Here is a 20350-nt window from a genome sequence, read left to right as displayed (position 1 = left end):
GCTAGCTTTCAACCAGCCAACTCGCGTCTCTGCGATTCCGTTCGGCGCCTACAGGCCGAATCCCCCCACCGTGCAGTTTCACCGTTTATTCGGAGAATCATGACGTCTGTCGCGCGCGCCGCAGAAATGATCATTGGAATCACGCCGTTCCATGAACCGGATGCCAGACTCGCGGCGGCCGTGAGCCGCGCCGGCGGGCTCGGTGTACTGGATCTGGGAATTGGCGACCGAAGATCCAGAGAGGCTCTGGCGCGAATCCGACGCTGGTCCCCAGGCCCTTTCGGGGTACGGGTCGGCGCCCACTGCCGGATCGACCCCACGGAACTCGCCACGGCCGCCGACGGCGGCCCGCACACGGTCGTACTCGCCGTGGACACTGCGTGGCGGGTCGGGGAGGTCGCCGACTCGTTCCGGGTACTGGTCGAGGTCACCGACCCCGACCAGGCGCTGACGGCGGTCCGCTCCGGTGCGCACGGGCTCATCGCCCGGGGTGCCGAAAGCGGCGGCCGCATCGGCGAGTTGAGCACGTTCGTGTTACTCCAACGGCTGCTCGCCGAGCCCGGTGTAACCGTCCCGGTCTGGGCCTGCGGCGGCATCGGCCCGCGTACGGCCGCCGCTGCCGTGGCCGGTGGCGCGGCCGGGGTCGTGCTGGACAGCCAGTTGGCGCTGCTCGCCGAATCGGCACTGCCGGAGACGGCGGCTGCGGCGCTGCGCTCGATGGACGGCTCCGAGACCACGGTGATCGCCGGTCACCGGGTGCTGCTGCGCCGGGGCCCGGACGCCCCGCAGGTGCCCGCCGAGCGCGTCTCCGAACTGCTCGGCGCCCGCGACCCGCGCACCCAGCTGCTGCCGGTCGGCCAGGACGGCTTCCTCGCGGCGCGGTTCGCGGAGCGCTGGGGCGATGTGGGCCGGACGGTGCGTGAACTGACGGCCGCCGTACGGGAGTCGATACGCGACGAGGGACCGGCCGGGGCACTGCGCGCCGGCTCCCCGATGAGCCGTCGGCTCGGCACCCAACTCCCCCTCGCCCAGGGCCCGATGACCCGGGTCAGCGACCAGGCGGAGTTCGCCGCGGCCGTCGCCGGGGGCGGTGCCCTGCCGTTCGTCGCGCTGGCGCTGGCGAGCGGCGAGCAGTCGCGGACGGTCCTTGCCGAGACCCGCGCCGCCGTGGGCGACCGGCCCTGGGGTGTCGGGGTGCTCGGCTTCGCGCCCGAGGAGATGCGCAACGCCCAGCTCGAAGCGGTACGGGAGTTGAGGCCCACCCACGCGATCGTCGCGGGCGGCCGCCCCTCCCAGGCCGAGTCGTTGGAACGGTCCGGGATCGCCACCTTCCTCCACGTGCCCTCGCCGGGACTGCTGCGGCAGTTCCTGGACGCCGGTGTCCGCAGGTTCGTGTTCGAGGGCTCCGAGTGCGGCGGCCACGTCGGGCCGCGCGGCAGCTTCCCGCTGTGGGAGGCCCAACTCGCCGTCCTGGACGACTTCTTGGAGACAGCGGCAGCGGGCACGGCCGAACACGTCGAGGTCTTCTTCGCGGGCGGCGTCCACGACGAGCGCTCGGCGGCGATGGTGGCCGCGCTCGCCGCACCGCTCACCGCGCGCGGCGCCGCCGTCGGCGTGCTGATGGGAACCGCCTACCTCTTCACGGAGGAGGCGGTGACGCGTGGAGCGGTCCAACCCCTCTTCCAGGAGCAGGTGGTCCGGGCCACGCGGACCGCGTTGCTGGAGACCGCGCCCGGTCACGCCACCCGTTGCGTACCCAGCCCGTTCAGCGACAACTACCTGCTCTTCGAAGCCGAGTTGCGCGAACAGGGCGTCCCGGACCGGCAGATCTGGGAGAAGTTGGAACGGCTCAACGTCGGCCGGCTCCGCATCGCCAGCAAGGGCGTGGAGCGGGACGCGGCCGGTGCGCTGACCTCCGTGGACGAAGAACGCCAGCTCGCCGAGGGGATGTTCATGGCCGGCGAGGTCGCCGTGCTGCGTTCGGCGACCACCACGATCGACGCCCTGCACCGCTCGGTGACCGAAGGGGCCGCCGACTTCCTGGCCGCCGGCGCGCGAACCGCCCGCGTCCTCCTGGGAGTTGAGGAACAGGCCGAGCCGGAGACGCCCGCCCCGCTGGACATCGCTGTCATCGGCATGGCCTGCATGTTCCCCGAGGCCCCCGACCTGCCCACCTTCTGGGCGAACATCCTCGGCGGACACGACGCGGTGACCGAGGTCCCGTCCGACCGCTGGGACCCCGCCGTGCACTACGCGGACGACAAGAGCGGCGCCACCCCGTCCAAGTGGGGCGGCTTCCTGCCCCGCATCCCCTTCGACCCGCTGCGCTACGGCATCCCGCCGACCTCGCTGGGCAGCATCGAACCGGTCCAACTGCTGGCCCTCGAAGCGGCCCGGCGCTCCCTGGAGGACGCCGGATACGGTGACCGGGGGCGGGAGTTCGACCGCGCGCGCACCTCCGTGGTGTTCGGCGCGGAGGCGGGCAGCGACCTGTCCAACGCGACCACGCTGCGCGCCGTACTGCCCTCCTACTACGGGAAGATCCCGCAGGGCATCGAGGAGCAACTCCCCACGCTCACCGAGGACTCCTTCCCCGGCATGCTCTCCAACGTCATCTCGGGCCGCATCGCCAACCGGCTCGACCTCGGCGGGGCCAACTTCACGGTCGACGCGGCCTGCGCGTCCTCGCTGGCCGCCGTCGACGTCGCCTGCAAGGAACTCGTGGGCGGTACCAGCGACATCGTGCTGTGCGGCGGCGCCGACCTCCACAACGGCATCAACGACTACGTCCTCTTCTCCTCCGTGCACGCCCTGTCCCCGACCGGCCGCTCGCGCGCCTTCGACAACTCGGCGGACGGCATCGCGCTCGGCGAGGGCGTCGCCTGCGTGGTCCTCAAGCGGCTCGCGGACGCGGAGCGGGACGGCGACCGGATCTACGGCGTCATCAAGGGAGTCGGCAGCTCAAGCGACGGCCGCTCACTGGGCCTGACGGCACCCCGGCCGGAGGGGCAGCGGGCCGCGCTGGAGCGGGCGTACCGCAACGCGGGCGTCTCCCCCGCCTCGGTCGGTCTCGTCGAGGCGCACGGCACCGGCACGGTCGTCGGCGACCGGACCGAACTCTCCATCCTCAGCGAGGTGTTCACCGAGTCCGGCGCGGAGACGGGCAGTTGTGCGCTCGGCTCGGTCAAGTCGCAGATCGGGCACACGAAGTGCGCCGCCGGACTGGCAGGCCTGATCAAGACCGTGCTGTCCCTCTACACCGGGGTCAAGCCACCCACCCTGCACATGAAGCAGCCCAACTCGGCCTGGAAGGAGGACGACAGCCCGTTCGTCTTCCACGCCCGGCCCCGGCCCTGGGCAGCGCCTGCCGAGGAACGCGTCGCGGGGCTCAGCGCGTTCGGCTTCGGCGGCACCAACTTCCATACGGTGATCCAGGCCTACGGCGACGCCGTACCGCCCGCGCACGGCCTGGACGCCTGGCCCGCCGAGTTGTTCACCTTCCGGGGAGCGGACCGGGCCGCGGCACGCCGGGGCATCGAGGAGACCCTGAAGCTCGCCGAGTCGGGTTCCTGGAAGCTGCGCGACCTCGCGCTCAGCGCGTCCCGCCGCTCCGACGCCCGGCATGAACCGGTCCAGGTGGCCGTGGTGGCCACGGATGTCGAGGGCCTGGCCGGGCAACTGCGGCGGGCGCTGGACGGTGAGCACGATCCCGGCTCGGGCATCCACGCGGCCGACCTCCAGGAGGACGCCGGCAAGGTCGCCTTCCTCTTCCCCGGCCAGGGCAGTCAGCGCCCCGGGATGCTCGCCGACGTGTTCATCGCCTTCCCCGAGCTGCAGCACTATCTGCACCTCGGCCGCGACCACGCCGACACGCTCTACCCGCCGACCGCCTTCGACGACACCGCCCGCGACCGCCAGCAGGCCGGACTCACCGACACCCGGGTCGCGCAGCCCGCGCTGGGCATCGCCGGGCTCGCCGCCCACGCGCTGCTCACCGAGGCGGGCGTACGGCCCGACATGGCGGCCGGGCACAGTTATGGCGAGCTGGTCGCCCTGTGCGCGGCCGGTGCCATCGCCCCGGAGGCGCTGCTGGAGCTGAGCGCCGAACGCGCGGCGGCGATCCTCGAGGCCACCGGTGCCGACGACCCGGGCACCATGGCCGCGGTCGCGGCCGGCGCCGAGGACGTCGAGCAGGCCCTGAAGACGGCGGGCGCACCGGACTCGGTGGTCCTCGCCAACCACAACTCGCCCCGCCAGACGGTGATTTCGGGCCCGACGCAGGCGGTCGCGGAAGCCGTACGTCTGCTGCGCGAGGCAGGTCTCGGCGCCAAGCGCATCCCCGTCGCCTGCGCCTTCCACAGCCCGCTGGTGGCGGGGGCGGGCGAACGGTTCGCCCAGGCCCTGGCCCAACAGGCCGTGCTCACCCCCGAGTTCCCCGTGTGGTCCAACCGCACGGCGGCCCCGTACGGCGAGGGCGCCGACGCGGTCCGGGCCGAACTCGCCGCGCAGATCGGGGCGCCGGTCGGGTTCGTCGCGCAGATCGAGGCGATGTACGAGGCGGGGGCACGGGTCTTCGTCGAGGCGGGTCCCGGCTCGGTGCTGACCCGGCTGGTCGCCCAGATCCTCGGCGAGCGCCCGCACCGCACGGTCGCGTGCGAGCCCCGGCAGGACAGCGGGCTGCGCGGCTGGCTCGACGCGCTGGCCCAACTGGCCGTCGCGGGGCTGCCGGTGCGCACCGGATGGCTGTTCAACGGGCGCGACGCCGTCGACGCGGCCCGGACCCCCGAGCCCAAGCGGCCCGGCTGGACGGTCGACGGACAGCTGGTCCGCACCGCCGCCGGAGAACTCCTCCCCGGTGCCCTCGCACCGGCCCGACGCGTTGTGGAGACGACTGTGACGACGAACCCTCAGGGCGGCGCCCCCGTCGAGGCGAACAGGGACGCGCTCATCTCCGAATTCCTGCGCACCAGCCGGGAGATGGTGGCCGCGCAACGGGACGTCCTGCTGACCTACTTCGGCGCGACGCAGGCGACGGTGCCCCAGGGAACCTGGATTCCCGCACCGGCGCCCGCCGTGGTCGAGGCGCTCCCGCAGCTGCCCGCCCTGCCCGCCGCTGCCGAGGCCCCGGTGGCCCAACAGCCCACCGCTCAGCCGGAATCGGCGCCCGAGGCCGTCACCGAGGACGATGTGCTGCGGGTCGTGCTGGAGATCATCAGCGAACGCACCGGCTACCCCGTCGACATGATCGAGCCCGACCTCGACCTGGAGGCGGACCTCAGCATCGACTCCATCAAACGGGCCGAGATCGCCGGTGAGTTGGCCCAGCGGCTGGGCATCGGAGGCGGCGCGGACATCGCCTCGCTGGACGACTCCGAGCTGGAGGACCTGGCGAAGGCCCGTACTGCGGCGTCCGTCACGGGCTGGCTGTCGGCCCGGCTGACCGAGCCCGCCGCCCCGGCGGCCGACACCTCCCCGCAGGACGAGGTCACAGGCTCCGCGCCCAAGCGGCTCCAACTGCGGCCGGTACTGCTGCCGCACCAGGACAGCGACAACCAGGCGGACCCGGCGACCGTGCTGGGCGGGCGGCGGTTCGTCCTGTACGGCGACGGCGAGGGCGCGGAGGCAGTCGTTGCCCGGCTCTCCTCCTACGGTGCCGAGGCGCTGATCGTCGGTCCCGAGCACCAACTCACCGCAGCGGACGGCCAGGTGGACGGCGTCCTGTATCTCGCGCCGCTCACCGCTTCGGCGCCGGTGCTGCCCGACGCGTTCCCCGTGTTCCAGGCCGCGCTGCGCCGCGCGCCGCGCCAGCTCATCGCCGTACAAGGGGCGGAGAGCGGATCGGCGGGTCTGCACGGGCTGTTCCGTACGGTTGCCCGCGAGTATCCGGACACCGTCGCCCGGGTCGTCGAGGTGACGGACACGTCACCGGTCTCCGTCGCCGACACGCTGGTCGCCGAACTGCTCGCACCCGGCGATGAGCCTGTCGTACTCCGAACTTCCGCCGGACGGCACGGACTTGAGCTGACCGAGACTCCGCTCGGCGCGCTCGCGACCAACGGTGCCGGTCCTGCCGGTGACGGGGTCGCCGAGGCCGCCGCGATCGGTCTTGACCGTGACGCGGTGGTGCTGCTGGTGGGCGGGGCGCGGGGCATCACCGCGAAGTTCGCCGTCGCGCTCGCCGCGGCCTCCCGGTGCCGCATCGAACTCCTCGGCAGGACGGCCGCGCCGGCCGGACCCGAGGACCCGGCGACCGCGGGTGCCCGCACCCCGGCCGAACTGCGCGCGGCCCTCGCGGGCCAGGGCGGGCGCACGCCGGCCGAGATCAACCGCGCCGCCGAACTCCTGCTCGCCCAGCGGGAGATCACCGCGACCCTGGACGAACTCGCGGCCCTCGGCAGCGAGGCCCGCTACCACTCCGTCGACTTCCGCGAACCGGACGCGGCGCTCCAGGCGGTCAAGGAGATCCACGCCGAGCACGGCCGTCTCGACGGTGTCGTCTACGCGGCCGGGGTCATCGAGGACCGGCTGATCGCGGAGAAGACCACCGAGTCCTTCCAGCGGGTCTACGGCACGAAGACGCACGGCGCCGAGACCCTGCTGTCGGCGCTGGAGGAACTGCCCAACGGCCCTGCTTTCGCCGTCCTGTTCGGCTCCATCTCGGCCGTGCTCGGCAACCGCGGGCAGGTCGACTACGCGGCGGCCAACGACGCCCTGGAGAGCCTCGGTACGGCCTGGTCGGCGCGCACCGGGCACCGGGCGCTGACCGTGCACTGGGGCCCGTGGGCGCCTACCGGCGGTCATCACGGCATGGTCACCCCGGAGTTGGGACGCGAGTACGCGCGGCGCGGTATCTCGCTGATCGACCCCGAGGAGGGCACCGCGGCCCTGCTGCGCGAACTCGCCTTCGGCGACGAGTCGGCCGGAGCCGTCGTCTACACCGCTTCGGGATGGTGACATGACCGACCGTCAAGTGCCGGTCGCCATCGTGGGAATGGCGGTGCTGCTGCCCGGCGCCGCCGACCTCGACGCGTACTGGCGGAACCTGCTCAGCGGCACGGACGCCATCAGCGAGGTGCCGGAAGGGCGTTGGGACGCGGACTACTACCGGCCGGACTCCGCGAGCGGTCCGGCCGTGGCCGACCAGGTGTACTGCCGGCGCGGCGGCTTCGTCGACGAGCTGGCCGAGGTCGAGGTCACCCGGTTCGGCATCATGCCGAACTCGGTGCCCGGCACCGAACCCGACCAGCTCATCGCCCTCCACGTGGCCGCCGCCGCCCTCGCCGACGCGGGCGGGGAGAGCCGGCTGCCCGACCGGCATCGCGTCGGCGTGGTGCTCGGCCGGGGCGGCTATCTCACCCCCGGCCTGGTCCGCCTCGACCAGCGGGTCCGTACGGCGGGCCAACTCGTCCGCACCCTGGGCGAGTTGCTGCCCGACCTGGACACCGGTCAACTCGACCGGATCCGCACCGCGTTCACCGACAGCCTCGGCCCCGACAGCCCCGAGTCCGTCATCGGCCTCGTACCGAACCTCGCGGCCTCCCGCGTCGCCAACCGCCTCGATCTGCGCGGCCCGGCGTACACGGTGGACGCTGCCTGCGCGTCCTCGCTGATCGCCGTCGACCAGGCGGTGACCGAACTCGCCGCCGGGCGCTGCGACTTGATGCTCGCCGGGGGCGTCCACCACTGCCACGACATCACCTTGTGGAGCGTGTTCTCCCAACTCCGCGCGCTCTCCCCGAGCCAGCGGATCCGCCCCTTCCACCGGGACGCCGACGGCATCCTGATCGGCGAGGGCACCGGGGTCGTCGTCCTCAAGCGCCTCGCCGACGCCGAACGCGACGGCGACCGGATCTACGCCGTCATCCGGGGCACCGGTGTCTCCAGCGACGGCCGCGCCGCGAGTCTCGTCAACCCGGACTCGACCGGTCAGACCCACGCCGTACGACAGGCCTGGGAGGCGGCGGGACTCGACCCGGCGCTGCCCGGTTCGATCGGTCTGCTGGAGGCGCACGGCACGGCGACGCCCGCCGGTGACGGGGCCGAACTCGCCACGCTGGCCGAGGTGTTCGGACCCGACGGTGACGCGGTCATCGGCTCCGTGAAGTCGATGATCGGTCACACGATGCCGGCCGCCGGGGTGGCCGGTCTGATCAAGGCCGCGCTCGCCGTGCACCACGGGACGCTGCTGCCGACCCTCCACTGCGACGACCCGCACCCCGCGCTCGCGGCCACCCGGTTCCGTCCGCTGGAGAGGGCGGCGCCCTGGGAGACGACGCCCGAACAGCCGGTGCGGCGGGCGGCGGTGAACGCCTTCGGGTTCGGTGGCATCAACGCGCATGTCGTGCTGGAGGAGGCGCCGAATGCGCGGAGCCCACGCCCTGCCGTCGTCAACGAACCGGAACGCGTACTGACCCTCGCCGCCGACAGCCCCGAGGCGCTGGCCGCGCTGCTGGACACGGACGACTCCGCGCTGCTGGCCACAGCCACCTCCCTCTCCGGCCGCTCCCGGCTCGGCATCGTCGCCCCGGACGCCAAGCGGCTGGCGCTGGCCCGCCGGGCGGTCGCCAAGGGGCGTGCATGGCAGGGCCGTAGTGATGTGTGGTTCACGCCGAGCCCGCTGCTCGGCGCGGGCGGCGGCAAGCTGGCGTTCGTCTTCCCGGGCCTGGAGGGCGACTTCACGCCCCGGGTCGAGGACGTCGCCGCGCACTTCGGACTGCGCGAGAACAAGTCCTCGACTCCCGCGCAGGTGGGGGATGTCGGCCGCCACGGCTTCGATGTGGTCGGCGTGGGGCGGCTGTTGGACGCCGCGCTGCGGCGGATGGGTGTCGTGGCCGACGCGGTCGCCGGGCACAGTGTCGGCGAGTGGACGGCGATGACGGCCGCCGGGGTGTACTCGCCGGACGAGGTGAGCGACTTCATGGAGTCGTTCGATCCGGACTCGGTGACCGTGCCGGGGCTGGCCTTCGGCGCGATCGGCGCTCCCGCCGAGCGCGTGCTGTCGGCGCTCGCCGACGAGTGGCCGGACTCCGGGATCGTCCTCTCCCACGACAACGCGCCGGGCCAGTCGATGGTGTGCGGGCCGGACCAGGCGGTGGACGCGTTCGTGCGGTCGTTCCGCGCGCAGGGTGTCCTGAGCCAGGTGCTGCCGTTCCAATCCGGCTTCCACACACCGATGCTGAGGCCCTACCTCGCACCGATCGAGGAGGCCACGAACCGTTTCCGGCTGTATCCGCCAACGGTCCCGCTGTGGTCGGGGACGACCGCCTCGCCGTTCCCCACGGACGAATCGGCGGTCCGCGAGCTCTTCATCCGGCATCTGCTGGAGCCCGTGCGCTTCCGGCAGCTCGTCGAGGCCATGTACGACGCCGGTCATCGCGTGTTCGTCCAGGTCGGAACGGGCCAACTCGGTTCCCTGATCGATGCCACGCTCAGCGGACGCGATCACCTGGTCGTGGCCGCCAACTCGCCCCACCGTTCCGGTCTGGCCCAACTCCGGCGTGTGGCTGTGGCGTTGTGGGCGGCGGGCGGAGCGGTGGATCCGTTGACGCTGGACCCGCGGCAACCGGCTCGACGACAGGAACGGCCTCCGGTACGGCTCGACATGGACGGCGCACTCGTGTCGCTCGACGCCCCGAGCCTGGTGAAACTCAGGGCGGAACTGCGCACGCCTCTCCCGACGAGCGCCGCCGCGTCCCCCCTGGACGCACTCACCGACCGCTTCCCGGCAGCCGCCGAACTGCACGCCCTGATGCGGGAAACCGCCGACACGGCCGCCCAACTCCTCACTGCGGGCAGCCGTTGGACCGTTGCAACGATCCCCGCCCCACCCCGACAGCCACCCGCTCCGCCCCGGGAATGGCAGACCACGGTCCACGTCTCCCCCGAGTCCATGCCCTACCTCATGGACCACTGCTTCTTCCCGCAGCGGCCCAACTGGCCGGATGTGGCGGACCGTTGGCCGGTGGTCCCGGCCACCACGATCGTGCAGCACATCATCGACGCGGCCGAGCGGACCGCGCCCGGCATGCGGGCGGTCGCCGTGCACGACGCGCGCTTCGACCGCTGGCTGACGGCGACGCCCTCGGTCGACGTACCGGTACGGGTGGTCACCGAGGCCTCCGGCCGGCTCGCCGTCTCCTTCGGCCCGCACGCGCGCGGGGTGGTCGAACTGGCCCCCGCGTACGCCACCGCGCCCCCTCCCCACGGCCGCCCGGACCCGGCCACCGAGCGCGTCCCCGACCACACCGCGTCCCATCTCTACGACGAGCGCTGGATGTTCCACGGCCCGGCGTTCCAGGGCGTCACCGAACTCACCGCCATCGGCGACCGCCACGTGCGCGGCACGATCACCACACCGCCCGCACCGGGCTCCCTGCTCGACAACGTGGGCCAGATCCTCGGCTACTGGATCATGTCGACCCGCACCGAACGCACCGTCGTCTTCCCGGTCGGCATGCGCGAGATGCGCTTCTACGGCCCACATCCGCACCCAGGCACGGAAGTTGACTGCCTGGTGCGGATCACCTCGCTCACCGACACCGCGCTCGAATGCGACGTACAGCTCACGGTCGACGGCACGGTGTGGGCGGAGCTGTCGGGCTGGCAGGACCGGCGTTTCGACAACGACCCGCAGACCAGGCCGGTCGAGCGCTTCCCCGAACGCAACACGCTCTCCGAGGCCCGTCCCGGCGGCCGGACCCTGCTGCACGAGCGCTGGCCCGACCTCGCCTCCCGTGACCTCATCATGCGCAACTCGCTGAGCAGCGTGGAGCGTTCGCAGTACGCGGAGCATCCGCCGCGCGGTCGCCGGCAGTGGCTGCTGGGCCGGATCGCGCTGAAGGACGCGGTGCGGCAGTGGCTGTGGGGCCAGGGCGAGGGGCCCGTCTTCCCTGCCGAGATCCGGGTCCACAACGACGAGGCGGGCCGCCCGTACGTCACCGGCCTGCACGGCCGGACCCTGCCCCCGCTGGACGTCTCGCTGGCCCACGCCGCCGAGGCCGCCGTCGCGATCGTACGGCCGCACTCCCCCGAGCCCGGGCCCGGAATCGACATCGAGGAAGTCGTCGAACGCGATCCCGCCACCCTCGCCACCGCTCTCGGCGAGGAGGAACTCGCGCTGTTGCGGGCCCAGTTGGTCGCGTCCGGAGAGTCGGAGGCGCTGTGGTTCACCCGCTTCTGGGCGGCGAAGGAGGCGGTCGCCAAGGCGGAGGGCACCGGCTTCGCCGGCCGACCGCGGGACTTCGCGGTCTTCCAAGTGGTCTCCGGATCACGGCTGTTGGTGTCCGGGCGACTGGAACGTGCCTACACCGTGCACTGCGAGCCGGCCGGCAATCCCCCCAATCTGCCGGACAGGACCTATGTCGTGGCCTGGACGACGGGACCCGCGCACGAAGAGGAGTACGACCGATGACCCCCACCACCGAGGACACCGTCCTCGCCGACCTCACCGGCATGCTGACCGCGCTCCTGGAGGACGAGTACGGCGTCGACGACGTCGAGATCACGATGACGACGACCTTCAACCGCGACCTGGAGCTGGAGAGCATCGACCTGGTGACCCTGGCCGGGCTGCTCCAGGAGCACTACGGCACGAAGGTCAACTTCGCCGAGTTCCTGGCCGGGATGGAGTTCGACGAGATCATCGAACTCACCGTCGGCCGACTCGTCGAGTACGTCGTGCAGAGCCTCAAGGCAGCCGAGGCGGGCTGAGCCATGGCGATGGTCGACACCGGTCAACTCCGGCTGCACGTACAGCGAATGAGCCCACCCGACGGTCGCCCGGTGACCGCCACGGCGGTGCTCGTGCACGGTCTGCTCACCGACAGCCTCGCCAGCTACTACTTCACCCTCGCCCCGCCGTTCGCGCTGGCGGGCATCGACGTCGTCATGTACGACCTGCGCGGACACGGCCGCAGCGCGCGCCCTGCGACCGGCTACACCCTGGACGACAACATCGACGACCTGGAGGCGCTGCTCGACCGCCTGGAGGTGACGGGACCGGTCCATCTGGTCGGCAACTCCTACGGCGGGACAGTCGCGTTCGGCTACGCGGCCCGCCATCCGGAGCGGGCCGCCAGCGTCTCCCTCATCGAGTCGGAGCCGGCGACCGACGCCTGGGCGCCGAAGCTCGGCGGCATCCTGGACCGGGTGCTGCACGAACTGGCGCACAACGAGGACGACGCGATCGCCTGGATCAGCGCGAACCGCGGCCACAACACCGCCCGCCTCGCGAAGGGCGCGGCCAGGCTCGCCCGGGAGACCTCCCTCTCCCAGGACATCCCGGCCAGCGGGGTCTTGACGGAGGATCAGATCCGGGCGGTGCGCTGCCCGGTACTCGGCGTCTACGGCGGCGACTCCGACCTCGCCCTGCTCGCCCCCTGGCTGGAGTCCGTGCTGCCGGACTGCCGGACCGTCGTCGTCCCCGGCCACGAGCACTCGGTGCTGGTGGAGGCGGCGGGTACGGTCGGGGGCCACATCCTCTCCCTGATCCAGGAGGCGAGCACGACCGAGGTGGCCGTCCGGTGAGCCGGTTCCTCTTCGTCGTACCGCCGTTGGTCGGCCACATCAACCCGGCGACGGGCGTGGCCGCCGAACTCGCGGCGCGCGGCCACGAGTTGGCGTGGGCCTGCGCCGACCCCGATCTAGTACGGCGGCTCGCGGGCGAGTCGGCCCGGGTGTTCCCGTGCGCTGGACCGGTCCCGGGCACGGGCGAGGGCGTACGGCCGCCCGACATCCGGGGGCCCGAGGCGCTGAAGTTCCTGTGGGAGGCCTTCCTCGCGCCGCTCGCCGAGCAGATGGCGCCCGGAGTCACCACCGCCGCCGAGGAGTTCGGGCCCGATGTGATCGTCGCCGACCAACAGGCCCTGGCCGGCGGCCTGGTGGCGGAACGTCTCGGGGTGCCGTGGGCGACCTCGGCCACCACCTCGGCCGAGTTCACCGACGTGTTCGCGGGCATCCCCAAAGTCGGGCTCTGGCTGGACGAGTTGCTGCACCGGCTCCGCACCGATCTCGGCGACCCGTCCGGCACCGGCGACCCCCGCTTCTCGCCGCACCTGGTCCTCGCGTTCAGCACCCCGGAACTCGTCGGCCCCGAAGCACGGCAGGGCGAGCAGATCCGCTGGGTCGGCCCGTCGATCGCGCCCCGCCCGGCCGCGCCGGACTTCCCCTGGGACTGGCTGGACCGGTCCCGCTCCCTGGTCCTGGTCAGTCTCGGCACCGCCAACACCGATGTGGGCGCCCGCTTCCTCACCGAGTGCGTCACGGCGCTGCGGGCGCGAACGGACCGCGTCCAGGCGGTGATCGCCGACCCGGGCGGCGCGTTGGACCGGTCCGACGAAGAGGACAAAGACCTCCTGGTCCTGCCCTCCATCCCCCAACTCCCGCTCCTCGAAAGGGCGGACGCGGTCGTCTCGCACGCCGGGCACAACACGGTGTGCGAGGCTCTGTGGCACGGCGTCCCGCTCGTCGTGGCGCCCATCCGCGACGACCAGCCGGTGATCGCCGGGCAGGTCACCGGCGCGGGCGCGGGCATCCGCGTCCGCTTCGGCCGGGTCACCGCGCCGAAGCTGGGCGCCGCGATCGACGCCGTACTCCACGAACCCGAACACCGCGCGGCGGCCGAGCGCATCCGTACGGCGTTCCGCGCGGCCGGAGGAAGCCGCGCGGCGGCCACCCATCTGGAACTGCTGGCCACCGGCGCGTCCCCGAAGGAGACCCCGTGAGCACCGAGGACGACCCGAAACCACCGAGCCGCAACGACCAGGTGGCGGCGCTACGGCCCGGTTACCAGGCGGACTTGGCCGACGGCCTCGACCGCTTCTTCGAGCCCAGGCGCGAGACCTGCCCCTGGTGCGACTCGCCGCGGCTCAAGACCCGGCTGCGCACGAAGGACCTGATCCAGCACAAGCCGGGCACCTTCGTCCTGGACCGCTGCGAGGACTGCCGGCACACGTTCCAGAATCCCCGACTGAGCCCGGCGGGGCTGGAGTTCTACTACCGGGACTTCTACGACGGCCTGGGCGAGAAGCAGTTGGGCAACACGTTCGCGGCCCGTACCAAGATGTACGAGCAGCGCGCGCAGTCGCTGCTCCCGCATTCCCCGACTCCCAAGAACTGGCTGGACGTCGGCACCGGCCACGGCCACTTCTGCGAGTCGGCCCGCACGGTGTACCCCGACACGACCTTCGACGGCCTCGACTTCACGGACGGCGCCGAACTCGCCGAACAGGCGGGCCGGGTGGAGCGCGGCTACCGCGGCAGCTTCCCGGAGCTGGCCCCGAACCTCGCGGGCCACTACGACGTCGTCAGCATGTTCCACTACCTGGAGCACAGCACCGAGCCCGAACGCGAACTGGCGGCCGCACACCAGGCGGTCCGCCCCGGTGGCCACCTTCTGATCGAGGTCCCGGACCCCGACAGCCGCTACGCCGGTCTGCTCGGCCGCTGGTGGCTGCCGTGGCTCCAGCCCCAGCACCTGCACTTTGTCCCGGTCCAGAACTTGCGCGCCCGTCTCACCGACCTCGGCTTCACGGTCGTGGCCGAACAGCACGCGGAGCCGCACGACCCGGTCGACCTCCTCGCCGGCACCTGGCTGGCCCTGGACACGGCCGCCCCCCGCGACAACCTCCCATGGCTGCCGAAGCCCCCGACCGGCCTGGCCCGCACGCTCCGCGCGGCGGTCCTGATCGCGGGGATCCCGGCCCTGATCCTGGGCACGCTCCTGGACCGGTTCGTGGTGAAGCGGCTGTCGCACCGGCTGGGGGTGTCGAACGCGTACCGGCTCGTCGCCCGACGGGACTGAGCGGTCAGGACAGGCCCGCCAGCGCGCGGGCGACCTCGTCCGCCGTGATGCCGTCGGCCCGGTTGTCGAAGACCAGCCGGCGGCCGTCGGACCAGCGGCACTCGTTGGCCTCGGCCGTCTTCCAGAACGTGTCCCAGTCGGCCAGCTTGGACCGGTCCCGGGCACAGCCACGGGCGCGCACGCGTTCGCGGGCCGTGTCGGAGTCGACCTGGACCTGGACGACGACCAACTCGACGTCGGCGGGCCAGTCGTGACGGTACGTCACCTCGGCGAGGTAGTCCGGCCGGGAGAAGTAGCGGCCGAACGGCGCGTCCAGTACGACGGGGCGGCCCGCCCGCAGATTGTCGGCGGCCAGGTCGAGGATCGTCGCGTATTCGAGGTCCATCACCACCGACTGGTAGTACGGGTTGAGGTCCCGCTCCGAGGGATCCGTGCCGGCGAGTTCGAGGAGCGCCTCGGTGAGGCGGGTGCAGGCGGTGTCCTTGTCGATGTACGCGGCCCCGCTCAGCTCGGCGATCAGCCGGGCCACTCCGGTCTTGCCCGACCCTGCGGGGCCGATCACGACGTAGACCCGTGGGGTGGTGGTCATGCGCGGCGGTCCTTCACGAAGAACAGGTACGACATCCCGCCGAGCAGCAGCAGCGCGCCGCCGACGAGGAAGACGTCCGTGTAGTTGTTGCCAGTCGCGTCCAGGATCGCACCGGTGACGATGGGCGCCATGGCCGCGCCGAGGAAGCCGCCGAAGTTCTGGATCGCGCCCAGCGAGGCGACCTGGTGGGACTCGGCGATGTCGGAGGCGAGCGTCCACAGGCAGCCCATCGGGACCTGGGCGGCGAAGTAGCCGAGGGACAGCAGGGCGAGCGCGAGCGGGGTGCTGTGGACGTAGGCCACGGGAAGGACCGCGGCGGCGGCGAGCACGGCGCCGCCGACGATGGGGACCTTGCGGGAGACGACGGCGGGGACGCCCCGGCGGATCAGCCGGCCGGAGAGCCAGCCGCCGAAGAGGACACCGAGGATGCCGCAGAGGTAGGGCAGCGAGGACAGCCAGCCGGTTTCGGAGAGGCTGAGGCCGCGGGAGGTCTGGAGGTAGCTGGGCAGCCAGGTCAGATAGACCCACACGGTGTAGAAGATCCCGAAGGCGCCGAGGATCATGAAGTAGGTGTTGCGCTGCTTGAACAGCGCGCCCCAACTCGCGGGCTTGGCCTGCTCGTTGGCGCGGGCCGCCGCCAACTCCTCGCCCCGGATGAGCGCCTGCTCGCGCAGGGTGGGGTCCCGGTAGACACGCAGCCACACCAGCATGACGACGATGCCGAGCGCGCCCACGGCGACGAACATGCCGCGCCAACCGACGGTCAGGAGAAGGCCGGTGAGGATCGGCGGGGCGATCGCGTTGGCGATCTGCGAGCCGGTGTTGACGATCGAGATGGGCAGCGCGCGCTCGTCCTTGTTGAACCAGCGTTCGTTGACCTTGAGGCTGGCCGTGAAGAACGGCGACTCGGCGACACCGAGGGCGACCCGGGCGGCGTAGAGCAGGCCGAAGGAGTGGGCGGCGGCGGTGACCATGGTCATCAGAGACCAGAGTCCGGCGGCCCAGGCGTACATGCGCTTGGGGCCGAAGCGGTCGACGAGGTAGCCGGCGGGGAGGTTGGCGATGGCGTACGGCCAGGAGAAGGCGGCGAGCAGCAGTCCCATCTCGGTGGCGTTCAGGCCGAATTCACCGGCGATGGTGGTGTTGGCGACGCTGAGCGTGGCGCGGTCCAGGTAGTTGACGACCCCGCCGATCACGAGAAGGGCCACCAGGACCCAGCGGATGCGGAGGGAGGTCCGTCGGGCGGTGTCGCCCAGTTCGGGGGATGCGGAGGTGAGGGACTGCTGAGCCATGGGGAGCTCCTCGGGGAACCACCGTGCGGGTGATGGGGAGTTGGGGACGAGGGGGCGAAGGCGGGCACTTCCCCCCTGACGGGTTGTCAGGCCCTGGCGCCTTCGATGGCGCGCAGCATCGTGGCGGCGGCCTCGGTGACGTGCCGGTGATCGCCGTCCGCGCGGGCCGCCTTGGTCACGAAGCTGCCGACGCCGACCGCTACGACACCGGCGTCGAACCATTCCTTGACGTTGTCGGCGGTGACGCCGCCGGCGGGCATGAGCGGTGCCTGCGGGAGCGGGGCGCGGACCGTGCGGACGTACTCGGGGCCGACGAACTCCGCGGGGAAGAGCTTCACGATGTCGGCGCCTGCCTGCATGGTGTCGACGATCTCGGTCGGGGTGTAGGCGCCGCTGACCGTGACGGCCTGGTAGCGGTTGGCGGTGGTCAGCATGGCCGGGTTGAGGTTGGGGCTGACCAGCAGCCGGGCACCCGCCGAGACGCATTCGTACGCGGAGTGCTCGTCCAGGACGGTGCCCGCGCCGACGAGGATGCCGTCGTCGCCGTAGCGCTGGGAGAGCTTGGTGATGACGTCCAGCGCACCCGGGACGGAGAGGGTGATCTCCAGGGCCCGGATGCCGCCCTCGATCGCCGCTTCGGAGACGGCGAGGGCCTCTTCGGCGCTGTCGAGGCGGACGATGAGCAGGGCGCCCGTATGGGTGATTGATTCCAGGGCGTTAAACTTTGTTACCATGGGAGCACACGTTAGAACATGAATTCACACGTTGTCACGCCCCCTGTCACACGAAGTTAGGCTGACCCCGGCGAGCCGCCGCTCCACCCACCGCTCCACCCCGGCTTCGAGGAGACGCATTGAGCAGGGCACCCCTGATCCCCGAGCAACGCCATCAGGAGCTGTTGCGCCTGCTGAGGAGCAGCGGGGTGCTGAGCATCCACGACCTGACCGCGGCGCTGAACGTCTCGCACATGACGGTGCGCCGGGACATCACCGCGCTGGAGAAGAGCGGGCAGGTGGTCTCGGTGCAGGGCGGGGTCAGGCTCGCCGATTGGACCGGGCACGCGCCGCCGCGCGAGCGGGCGTCACGCGCGGCGCTGGAGATGCCCCGGAAGCAGGCCATCGCCGGGCGGGCCGCGGAACTCGTCGAGGACGGGATGGTCGTCTTCCTCGACGCGGGGACGACCTGTCAGTCGGTGGTGCCTTTCCTGGCCGGCCGCAAGGACCTCACCGTGGTCACCAACGACTTCCACGCGGTGCTGGCGCTGTGCGAACTGCCGTCCGTCCACACGGTCCACACCGGTGGCGAGGTCGATGTGTCGAGCGGTTCGAGCAGCGGGCCCCTCGCCGCCAGGACGGTCGGCGCGATCAATCTCGACCTCGCGTTCCTGAGCGCCGGGTCCTGGGACCTGTCCCACGGCGTGACGAGTTTCTCGACGGACAAGGTGCTGCTCAAGCAGGCGGTGATGGCGGCGGCCGGCTCGGTCGCGCTGCTCGCCGACAGCACGAAGTGGGGCACGGTGGAACGGTTCAACGTGACCACGCTGGACCGGCTCGACACCGTGGTGACCGACGCGGGCCTGCCGGAGGCCGTGGTCGACCGCATCTCGGAAGAGGGCCCGACGGTACTGCGGACGGCCTGAGTACCCGCCCACCCCTGCTGGCCCCCATTGAATGATGCATTCACCGCGCCTAGCATCACCTGGTGATTGCATCACTTCCTGTATGACTCTCGTCGAGCAGCGCAGGTGACGACGAGCGGTCGCGGCCCGGTTCCGGGGGCTCCGGCCGCTCGTCCTCACTCCTACGACGGTTCAGCCCGGCTCCTACGAGAGTTCAGCTCGCGGTACGGCGAATCCGCCCCTCGTAGCGCTTCTCCAGCTCCAGGTTGCCCTCGAACCCGCCCGGCACATTGGCCGAGACGTATACGGGCGGCCGGTCCCCCGAGGCGAGGAGCTGGGCCGCCGCCTCCGCGACCGTCAGCTGCACGAGCATCGCGCCGGTGAGCGTGGACAGGGCGCAAACGGCACCCCCGCCCGGGAGTTCGAGGAGGGCGTCGCCGCGCGGGGCCGCGTTGTCGAGGACGACGTCCGCGAGGTCGACGAGCTTCTTGCCGCTCGGGTGACCGGCGGGGACGGCGTGGGTGTGGGCGAGCGAGGTGATGGCGAGGAGGCGGTGGCCGCGCTCCTTCACCCGCAGGGCCATTTCCACGATCACCTTGTTGACACCGGAGTTGGAGACGATGACGAAGAGGTCCTGCGGGTGGGGCGCTGCCAACTCGTAGAGCCGGTCGGCGACTCCGGCCTGCCGCTCCAGCAGCGGATCGTCGAGCACGCTCGGGGCGTCACCGCCGTAGAGGACGAGGTCGGCGATGCTCAGGCGGTTGGTGGGCACCAAACCCCCGGCGCGGCCCGCGAGTTCGAGGACCATGGCCTGGGAGTGGCCGGTGCCGAAGGCCTGGACGACGCCGTCGGTGCGGACGCAGTCCGCGATCAGTGCGGCGGCGCGGGACACGCTCTCGCGGCCGGCTTCGGTGATGTGCTGGAGAACGGCCAGGCTCTCGCGCGCGAAGATCTCGGCGCTCACGGACTCGGCGGACACGCGATACTCCCCACCGGTGGATCAAACCACCTATTCTTTCTCGATCAATGAATCAATAAATCACACGCGGTCCTGGTATTCAATCGAAGGTCTCCGAGGTGGCTGATACCTTCTCCACATGCCCCCGACAGACGTCACCACCCTCATCCGCACGGAGCTGCCCCGGCTGGCGGGCTCGCTGCGGAAGGTCGGCGAACTGATCCTGGAGGATCCGGCCGCCGTCACCCACTGCTCGGCCGCCGAGCTGGGCCGCCGCACCGGCACCTCGCAGGCGACGGTGACTCGCTTCTGCCGCGCGGTGGGCCTCGACTCGTACCAGCATCTGCTGATCGAACTGGCCCAGGAGCGCGGGCGCGGCGAGGTGTCCGACTGGGGCACCGCCGAGATCGGCCCGGACATCTCCCCGGACGACGATCTGGAACGGGTCGTGCAGGTCGTGGGCAGCGCGGACCTTAGAGCGGTCCAACAGACGATCGACCGCATCGACCTCGACGCGGTGGAGCGCGCGGCCACCGCCGCGGCCCGCGCCCGGCGCATCGACGTCTACGGCATCGGCGGCAGCGGGGCGGTCGCGCAGGAGACCGAGACCCGGCTGTTCCGCATCGGCTGCGCGGTGCGCGGCTGGACCGAGGTGCACGCCGCCGCCACCTCCGCGGCCCTGCTCACCCCGGCGGACGTCGCCATCGGCATCTCCCACTCCGGTTCGACGCGCGAGACCATCGAACCGTTCGAGCTGGCCAAGGAACGCGGCGCCACCACCGTCGCCCTCACCTCCGACCCGCGCTCCCCGCTCGCCCGCGCCGCCGACATCAGGCTGATCTCCTCGTCCTCCGCGACCAGTTTCCCCACCGGCATCATCGGCGCCCGCCACTCCGTGCTGGTCCTCATCGACTGCCTCTACGTCCGTATCGCGCAGCTCTCCTACCAGCGCGCGAGCGCCTCCCTGGCCCTCACCGACCACATCGCCGGGGAGCACACAGTGAAGGCCCGAAGAGGCCGGTGATCTGAACCCGGGCCGGCCGCGATCTCGGCCGAGTCTGCATGGATGAACCACCGAAGTTACGCGGAGATG

Annotated in this window: 12 protein-coding genes; 8 read left to right on the top strand and 4 right to left on the bottom strand. The window is 71.8% G+C overall.

Annotation, left to right across the window (positions count from 1 at the left end; translation table 11 throughout):
• Nucleotides 1-99 precede the first annotated feature (99 nt).
• From SSP08S_RS30260 to SSP08S_RS30235, 6 genes are read left to right on the top strand one after another with little or no spacing between them, the layout of a single operon-like run.
• Nucleotides 100-6954 (top strand): type I polyketide synthase, encoded by a 6855-nt coding sequence (locus SSP08S_RS30260; protein WP_026178958.1) that lies wholly within the window; start codon nt 100-102, stop codon nt 6952-6954.
• A gap of 1 nt (nt 6955) precedes the next feature.
• Nucleotides 6956-11410: a type I polyketide synthase gene (locus SSP08S_RS30255; protein ID WP_019071398.1), complete on the top strand. Its 4455-nt coding sequence runs from the start codon at nt 6956-6958 to the stop codon at nt 11408-11410.
• Nucleotides 11407-11709, top strand: coding sequence for an acyl carrier protein (locus SSP08S_RS30250; RefSeq protein WP_019071397.1), 303 nt, complete (start codon nt 11407-11409; stop codon nt 11707-11709). The genes SSP08S_RS30255 and SSP08S_RS30250 overlap by 4 nt, the downstream gene beginning before the upstream one ends.
• Before the next feature lie 3 nt (nt 11710-11712).
• Nucleotides 11713-12525 carry an alpha/beta fold hydrolase gene (locus tag SSP08S_RS30245; protein ID WP_026178956.1) on the top strand — a complete coding sequence of 271 codons (813 nt, stop codon included), beginning with the start codon at nt 11713-11715 and terminating at the stop codon, nt 12523-12525.
• Entirely contained in the window at nt 12522-13721 is a 1200-nt protein-coding gene (locus SSP08S_RS30240) for a glycosyltransferase (RefSeq protein ID WP_019071395.1), read from the top strand. The genes SSP08S_RS30245 and SSP08S_RS30240 overlap by 4 nt, the downstream gene beginning before the upstream one ends.
• Nucleotides 13718-14800 (top strand): class I SAM-dependent methyltransferase, encoded by a 1083-nt coding sequence (locus SSP08S_RS30235; RefSeq protein WP_019071394.1) that lies wholly within the window; start codon nt 13718-13720, stop codon nt 14798-14800. Before SSP08S_RS30240 ends, SSP08S_RS30235 begins: the two co-directional genes overlap by 4 nt.
• 4 nt (nt 14801-14804) lie before the next feature.
• Here SSP08S_RS30235 and SSP08S_RS30230 read toward each other — a convergent pair whose 3' ends face one another.
• From SSP08S_RS30230 to SSP08S_RS30220, 3 genes are all read right to left on the bottom strand, one after another.
• Nucleotides 14805-15389, bottom strand: a complete 585-nt coding sequence (locus SSP08S_RS30230) for a P-loop nucleotide/nucleoside kinase family protein (protein WP_019071393.1) — start codon at nt 15387-15389, stop codon at nt 14805-14807.
• Entirely contained in the window at nt 15386-16681 is a 1296-nt protein-coding gene (locus tag SSP08S_RS30225; RefSeq protein ID WP_019071392.1) for an MFS transporter, read from the bottom strand. The genes SSP08S_RS30230 and SSP08S_RS30225 overlap by 4 nt, the downstream gene beginning before the upstream one ends.
• A gap of 86 nt (nt 16682-16767) precedes the next feature.
• Nucleotides 16768-17415: a bifunctional 4-hydroxy-2-oxoglutarate aldolase/2-dehydro-3-deoxy-phosphogluconate aldolase gene (locus tag SSP08S_RS30220; protein ID WP_019071391.1), complete on the bottom strand. Its 648-nt coding sequence runs from the start codon at nt 17413-17415 to the stop codon at nt 16768-16770.
• Nucleotides 17416-17534: 119 nt separating this feature from the next.
• Here SSP08S_RS30220 and SSP08S_RS30215 point away from each other — a divergent pair, with 119 nt between their 5' ends.
• Entirely contained in the window at nt 17535-18320 is a 786-nt protein-coding gene (locus SSP08S_RS30215; protein ID WP_026178955.1) for a DeoR/GlpR family DNA-binding transcription regulator, read from the top strand.
• Nucleotides 18321-18513: 193 nt separating this feature from the next.
• On the opposite strand, the gene SSP08S_RS30210 is transcribed toward SSP08S_RS30215, so the two are convergent.
• Nucleotides 18514-19278, bottom strand: coding sequence for a sugar isomerase domain-containing protein (locus SSP08S_RS30210; protein ID WP_019071389.1), 765 nt, complete (start codon nt 19276-19278; stop codon nt 18514-18516).
• A gap of 118 nt (nt 19279-19396) precedes the next feature.
• Between SSP08S_RS30210 and SSP08S_RS30205 the strand changes: the two genes are divergently transcribed.
• Complete coding sequence (locus SSP08S_RS30205; protein WP_019071388.1) at nt 19397-20281, top strand: MurR/RpiR family transcriptional regulator; 885 nt, start codon at nt 19397-19399, stop codon at nt 20279-20281.
• Nucleotides 20282-20350: the final 69 nt, after the last annotated feature.

It is taken from the genome of Streptomyces hokutonensis, assembly GCF_000376565.1.
Lineage (GTDB): Bacteria > Actinomycetota > Actinomycetes > Streptomycetales > Streptomycetaceae > Streptomyces > Streptomyces hokutonensis.
This window is presented reverse-complemented; position numbering and strand designations above follow the sequence as displayed.

What these genes read in the sequence shown, in the direction of transcription:
- SSP08S_RS30260 (WP_026178958.1), top strand. Translation starts at nt 100, where the DNA reads ATGACGTCTGTCGCGCGCGCCGCAGAAATGATCATTGGAATCACGCCG.
- SSP08S_RS30205 (WP_019071388.1), top strand. Translation starts at nt 19,397, where the DNA reads ATGCCCCCGACAGACGTCACCACCCTCATCCGCACGGAGCTGCCCCGG.
- SSP08S_RS30255 (WP_019071398.1), top strand. Translation starts at nt 6,956, where the DNA reads ATGACCGACCGTCAAGTGCCGGTCGCCATCGTGGGAATGGCGGTGCTG.
- SSP08S_RS30245 (WP_026178956.1), top strand. Translation starts at nt 11,713, where the DNA reads ATGGCGATGGTCGACACCGGTCAACTCCGGCTGCACGTACAGCGAATG.
- SSP08S_RS30230 (WP_019071393.1), bottom strand. Translation starts at nt 15,389, where the DNA reads ATGACCACCACCCCACGGGTCTACGTCGTGATCGGCCCCGCAGGGTCG.
- SSP08S_RS30220 (WP_019071391.1), bottom strand. Translation starts at nt 17,415, where the DNA reads ATGGTAACAAAGTTTAACGCCCTGGAATCAATCACCCATACGGGCGCC.
- SSP08S_RS30250 (WP_019071397.1), top strand. Translation starts at nt 11,407, where the DNA reads ATGACCCCCACCACCGAGGACACCGTCCTCGCCGACCTCACCGGCATG.
- SSP08S_RS30225 (WP_019071392.1), bottom strand. Translation starts at nt 16,681, where the DNA reads ATGGCTCAGCAGTCCCTCACCTCCGCATCCCCCGAACTGGGCGACACC.